At 55.4% G+C, this 6367-nt stretch carries 5 protein-coding genes; all 5 read left to right on the top strand.

The window, feature by feature from the left end:
* Positions 1–770, top strand: a 770-nt coding sequence (locus RMSM_RS40565) for a hypothetical protein (protein WP_201766989.1), incomplete at its 5' end; no start/stop codon positions are given.
* A gap of 64 nt (positions 771–834) precedes the next feature.
* A complete protein-coding gene (locus RMSM_RS02325) occupies positions 835–2091 on the top strand; it encodes a hypothetical protein (RefSeq protein WP_008690973.1) in 1257 nt (418 codons plus the stop codon).
* 89 nt (positions 2092–2180) lie between these two features.
* Positions 2181–2453, top strand: coding sequence for a hypothetical protein (locus RMSM_RS02320; protein WP_008690972.1), 273 nt, complete (start codon positions 2181–2183; stop codon positions 2451–2453).
* Between the two features lie 137 nt (positions 2454–2590).
* Complete coding sequence (locus tag RMSM_RS02315; RefSeq protein WP_008690968.1) at positions 2591–3562, top strand: LysR family transcriptional regulator; 972 nt, start codon at positions 2591–2593, stop codon at positions 3560–3562.
* A gap of 119 nt (positions 3563–3681) precedes the next feature.
* On the top strand, positions 3682–6367 hold a 2686-nt coding region (locus RMSM_RS02310), incomplete at its 3' end, for a glutamate synthase central domain-containing protein (RefSeq protein ID WP_315850126.1).

The following is a 6367-nucleotide window of genomic DNA, read 5'->3' as shown; positions in this document are numbered from 1 at the left end:
TTCCCGCCGCCGCGATGATGTTTCGCCAAGGTTACATCCAAGAGGGTAAACCGGCGTTGGTCGAAAGCCGCAAGCTGGATGATGTCTTCAATCGCAAACCGCCGCTGTTGCCCGAAGAATCAGGTTTTGATCCTAATCGAGACACGCAGTCGCGATCTGCGAGCGCCGACGCCGCTCGGCAAGGGACGATCACCCCGCTGGCTTACCTAGCCGGTCCCGTCGAAGTTGCATTTGACCGCGGCGAAACGCGACTCGCTGATATTTCGTCGCTGATTGATCCTGAGAAACGAAGCGTCCGCAGTATCACGGGTGAGCTGAACTGGAACTATGGCGACGGCTACTGCACGCTCAACGCGGCCAAGTCCCAAGGCGCCACGGGCAATCTGGCTGCCGCAGAAACACTCAAACTCGACACACTCACACTGCGATGTGACAACGACTACGCCACCGTATTGGCTGTATCGATGGACGGTGCGGACCTCGCCGAATCCAAGCAAGTGCTACTGCAAGTCGGCACCGTCGCACGGCCGCATGGTTGGAAAACAGAACCCGCCAACGCTGGCAAGTCACAGCGAATCGTCAATCTTGGCAGCAGCCCCTGGAACATTGAAAACATCTCCGCCGAAATCGCCTTGGCCAATTTCAGACTCAGCCAAGCGACGTCGCTCGACGCCAACGGAATCGCCACCGGCGAGCTGGCAGTTCAAAAGAGCGCCGACGGCCTAAGTCTGAAACTGCCCCCCAACACGATGTACATCCTGCTCCGCTAAAAACGGTGTCGGACACGCGTGGCGTTGTCCGCTCCCCCCTTGTTCCTTCAACTCTCCCCGGCTTATGACTTCCTTCCGCATCGCTAACGTTTTGACGCTGACGATCCTGGTTCTCTCTTCCGCGGGTGCCGCAAACGCGGAAACGCCTAATCCGATCGATCGAGCTTGGGAGGTGACATGGTCGCGGTTTTATCGCGAAGACACACATTTGTTCTATGACTATCTGACTCGCTACGAAGACGGCAACAGTCTTTCTCATTTACCTACAGCCGAAGAGGTGCAGCGGCAATTTCCAAACGAATGCGGCTACGGCACAGGGATGGAAGATTGCATGATCTCGGCCGGAGTGATGTTGTCAATGATCATCGATCGCTACGAAGTCACAAAGGAAGAATCGCTTCGGCAGCGAGCTTATCATGTTTTCAAGGGCATCCAGTTGTGCGCGACTGCATATGGCGACAAAGGCTTTCTCGCCCGCGGCGTGTGTCACGAGGACCTGAAGAGCATCTACATGAACTCGTCCCGCGACCAATACACGCATGCCGTGCACGGATTGTGGCACTACGCGAACAGTCCGCTGTGCAGCGAGGATACTCTGCAAGAGATCCGCGTGATCGTTGCCGCGATCGCCAACCGCATGATTCGCAATGTGACCGCCGAGAACGATTACGATTTGCTGCGTGCCGATGGGAGTCGCGACACGCGAGGGATCAGCCGAATGTGGAATGTAAAGGGGCATGAAGCCGCACGGCTGCCGATGATCTACGCGGCGGCGTGGGACATCACCGGCAAGCCTTCGTATCACGAGTTGTGGCGACACTATATCGCCGATGCGGTGAAACAATCATTTGCTGTCGAAAGCGGCCAACCCACTTACGCGTTTTTGCAGATGCAGATCTCACTGGACCTGCTTTGGCAAATGGAACCCGATCCACAGCTGAAACAGCAGATGCATGAGGTGATGACCACGGTGGCTCAGCGGTGTGCCGACCGAGCTACCGCAGCCGAGCGCCGAGCCAAGCAACTCGACCTGACGCGGCTGTGCACGGACTGGCGAACAGGAGAAGGCATCTCCTCGACTGGCAGCTATCGCCCAATCTGGTACTGCATTCGCGAAAGTGGCGAAGCCGCGTTGGCACAACTCGTTGCAAACGCCTCGCTTTCCGAGTCGCAGCAGCAGACACTCCGGCAGTCGATCGAGCGACTCGATTACGATCGCGTCTCCAGTAACGGCATCTTCTTTCTGCAAGCAGCGTATTGGAAATCAAAGATTCCTCGTGAGATGGGTTTGGGAAAGACTTTCGGGAGGAGCGGGTTGTAGAGTCGGTTTTGATATCATTGATGGCTGCGTCTCGGCGATGACGAAAAGGTTCGATGTACTTCGAATCCTCTAAAACGGACAGAGTGGTTATGTGGCGTTCCCTGTTCATCGCACTTGGAATCATGGCGGTCATCGTTGGCATTGAATTTCTATTTATCGATTCTGCCACGATCTATCAGGGCGAACCGGCCAATGCGGTCAGTTTTGTCGACCCCACCGGGGCTCCTGCGAATTCCGCCAAAGTGTTCCGACCGAAAGACTGGATGCCCTGGTCGCTCCTTAGCGGCGGAATCATCACCATTGTGTACACCTATCTGATTCCGGTCCGCTACGCCCGCTGGCGTCAATCGCCCGGTCAATGACCGCTGCGACGCTGCTAAGGGGCGAGGTAAGTGGGTGACTGTCTTGACGAAAGGGGGCAGGCGATCTACCTTGCATTAAATCGGCTGCCACAGGGAAGCCACACTATTAGGAATACTTATTTAGCACGAATCGAATATTGCACGTCCGAAATCTCGAGTTGTTCTGTAGCGTTGCCGACGAACGCAGCTTTTCCAAAGCTGCGGCGGAGCACGATTTGACTCAGAGTGCGGTCAGCCAGGCGATGCAACAACTTGAAGATTCGTTACAGGTGCAGCTGATCGATCGATCGAAGCGGCCGCTTGTGTTGACCGCAGCGGGTCAAACCTATGTGCGGGGGCTCCGCAATATTCTGCGTCAATTGCAACAATTGGAAACCGAGGTCGTTTCCATCGGCGGCAAGCTGAGTGGTCAGTTAAAGATCGGCACCATCTATTCGGTGGGTCTCAGCTATCTGCCCGAAGCGAGTGAGGAGTTCGCGGCCTTGCATCCGGAAGTCGACGTCAAGCTCGAATTCGGATCGGTCGAAAAGGTCGTCGAAATGACGACCGATGGCGAGGTTGACTTCGGCTTGGTCAGCTTTCCACGCAACAACAAGACATTACAAAGCGTGATGTGGCAGCAGGAACCGATGCGATTGGTGTGCTCGTCGGAGCATCGGTTTGCATCACAAACCAACCTTTCTCTTGATGCTCTCGAAGGCATCGCACTGATCGGCTTTGATCGTGGTTTGACACTGCGAAAGGAGATCGATCAGTACCTTTTGAAGGCAGGCGTTTCGGTTGACACTCGAATGGAATTCGACAACGCCGATTCATTGATCCGTGCGATTCAGGCGAGTCGTGGTGTGGGGATTGTTCCCGAAGCCGCGGTGCGTCGCGAGACGGCCAACGGATCCTTAAAAGTAGTAGCTTGTCGCGGGCTTCGGATGACACGCCCGCTTGGAATTATTTTTCGTCGACGAGGACAACTGAGCAAAGCGGCAAGTGAATACACGTCGCTGTTGCTTGGTCGCAGGGTTGAGACGGGAAAACGCAAATCCGGCAGCGGGAAGCATGCCGCGGAAAACTCAGCAACCGACGCCAGGACTGGCACTTCGGTTGTCGCTTGATACGCCCGAGTTGCAAAACGCTTCGAATTAGTCGATCGGTTTTGCCTGCGGCGCCGGGATTCCCGGTGTAGCTCGGACGCTTCATCCAAATTTTTACTAGCGAAATGGAAAGACTGAAAATGACGCTTCAACCCGAAAATAAGAATTCTTCTCTGAATCATTTGATCCAAGAAACACAGCCGACTCCCAACGCGGTTGCCGAGAAAGCGATTGCCGAATTCCATTTGCCACCGGCGCAAGGCTTGTACGACCCGAACCACGAGAAGGATTCGTGTGGTGTGGGTTTCATCGCACACATCAAAGGCAAACCGAGTCACCAAATTGTCTTGGACGCCGACCAAATCCTGCAAGCAATGGACCATCGTGGTGCGTGCGGCTGCGAGCCCAACACCGGTGACGGCTCGGGCATCATGTGTGGATTGCCGCACGCCTTTCTAAAGAAGGTTGCCAAGCGTGACCTCGGCGTCGATCTGCCCGCCGCGGGCCAATTCGCCGCCGGTTTGGTGTTTTTGCCCAAAGACGAGACCGAGCGAAAATACTGTAAAGAAACCGTTGAAAAATTGATTGCCGATGCAGGTCAAAAACTGATCGGTTGGCGTGACGTGCCGCAAATGAGCGACGTGGCGGACGTGGGTCCCACCGCGCGTCGCAGCGAGCCGGTGATCGAACAACTGTTCGTCGGCGCTAGCGATGGGCTGAACGACGATGCGTTTGATCGCAAGCTGTACATGATTCACAAGCAGGCGAGCAAGCTTCGAGCCGACGAGTCGCTCAAGCAGGCGATGATGTTCTACATCTGTTCACTGAGCACGAAAGTGATCATTTACAAGGGCATGCTCACTCCGGCGCAGGTGCTGCCGTATTATCCCGACCTGCAAGACGAAGATTTTGAAACTCACTTGGCAATGGTCCATAGCCGGTTTTCGACCAACACGTTCCCCAGTTGGGACCGTGCTCAACCGCTACGTTTCATGAGCCACAATGGCGAAATCAATACGCTTCGAGGCAACTCGAACTGGATGCGTGCTCGCCAAGGTTCGGCGAAGAGCGAATTGTTCGGCGACGATCTGCAGAAGCTATTCCCTGTGGTCGAACCTCATTGCAGCGATTCGGGAACGTTCGACAACGTGCTTGAATTCTTGCTGATGAACGGACGCACGCTGCAAGAAGCGATCATGATGATGGTCCCCGAGGCGTGGCAAAAGCATGAAACGATGCCCGAAGACAAACGTGCTTTCTACGAGTACTTCTCGTGCTTGATGGAACCTTGGGATGGCCCGGCATCGATCGCATTTACCGATGGTAAATACATTGGTGCAACGTTGGACCGAAACGGGCTGCGTCCAAGCCGTTACTACATCACCCATGACGACCGCGTCATCATGGCAAGCGAAGTCGGCGTGTTGCCGGTGGACCCAGCGATTGTTAAAGAAAAAGGACGTTTGCAACCGGGCAAGATGTTCTTGGTCGACTTTGCCGAAGGCCGCCTGATCCCCGACGAAGAACTCAAGAGCTCGTTCGCCAAGAAGATGCCATACGGGGATTGGCTGAAAGAAAACCGCATTCGGCTGGCGGACTTGCATCCCGAATCCGAGCCACACGGTTTCGACAGCAACACCCTGCTCCCTCGGATGCAAGCGTTCGGCTATACGATTGAAACCATCAGCTTCATGCTGCGTCCGTTGGTCGAACAACTGCGTGACCCTGTCGGATCGATGGGGAATGACAGCGCGTTGGCCTGTTTAAGTGACAAGCCGCGGATGATCTATGACTATTTCAAGCAATTGTTTGCTCAGGTCACCAACCCCGCGATCGATTCGATTCGCGAAGAAGTGATCATGTCGCTGGAATGTTACATCGGTCCCGAGCAGAACTTGTTGGACGCCAGCCCGGAACATTGCCATCGCTTGCTCGTTGACCATCCGATTTTGACCAACGAAGAAATCGCAGCACTAAAGCACATCAATTACGAAGGCTGGCATAGCCGCGTGATTGACATCACGTTTGACCGCAGCGAAGGCAAGGCGGGTCTGCAAGCGACGCTCGATCGGATCGCCAAGGAAGCCGAAGAAGCGGCTGACGCGGGAATCCAATTGGTGGTATTGAGCGATCGCGAGATCAGCCATGACCGCGTCCCCGTTAGCGCCCTATTGGCTGTCGGTGCGGTGCACCACCACCTAGTCAAACAGGCCAAACGAACACGGATCGGTTTGGTCATCGAAACCGGCGAAGCACGCGAGGTGCATCACCACTGTTTGCTGATCGGCTACGGTGCCGATGCGATCAACCCCTACTTGGCGTTCGAGGCGTTATGGCAAGCTCGCCGCGACGGATTGATGGATTCGACGCTCGACGACGACAAGATCGTCGCGGCGTACCGCAAGGGGGTCGCCAAAGGCATGCTAAAGGTGATGGCCAAGATGGGGATCAGTACGCTGCAAAGCTACAAGGGAGCTCAGATCTTCGAGGCTCTCGGTTTGAAGGACGAGATCATCGCCAACTGCTTCGTGGGAACGGCCAGCCGAATCCAAGGGGTGTCATTCGACATCCTTGCCGAAGAAACACTCCGCCGCCACCGCTTGGGTTATCCCGATCGAAACGTCGATCGCCAAGCCCAGCTGCCCAACCTGGGTGAGTACCACTGGCGTGCCGAAGGCGAGAAACATGCTTGGGACCCTCAATCGATCGCCACGCTGCAGGTCGCTGCGAGAACTAACAATGAAGACGCCTATTGGAAATTTGCGCATGGCATCAATGATGACAATCGCAAGCGTTGTGCTCTGCGTGGATTGCTCGGGTTCAAAG

The sequence above is a fragment of the Rhodopirellula maiorica SM1 genome, from assembly GCF_000346295.1.
Taxonomy (GTDB): Bacteria; Planctomycetota; Planctomycetia; order Pirellulales; family Pirellulaceae; genus Novipirellula; species Novipirellula maiorica.
The sequence above is the reverse complement of the archived record's forward strand: the minus strand, read 5'-3'. Positions and strand labels throughout refer to the sequence as shown.

Excerpts from the sequence above, each read along its gene's own strand:
- RMSM_RS02320 (WP_008690972.1), top strand. The coding sequence starts at position 2,181 with ATGTGGCGTTCCCTGTTCATCGCACTTGGAATCATGGCGGTCATCGTT.
- RMSM_RS02325 (WP_008690973.1), top strand. The coding sequence starts at position 835 with ATGACTTCCTTCCGCATCGCTAACGTTTTGACGCTGACGATCCTGGTT.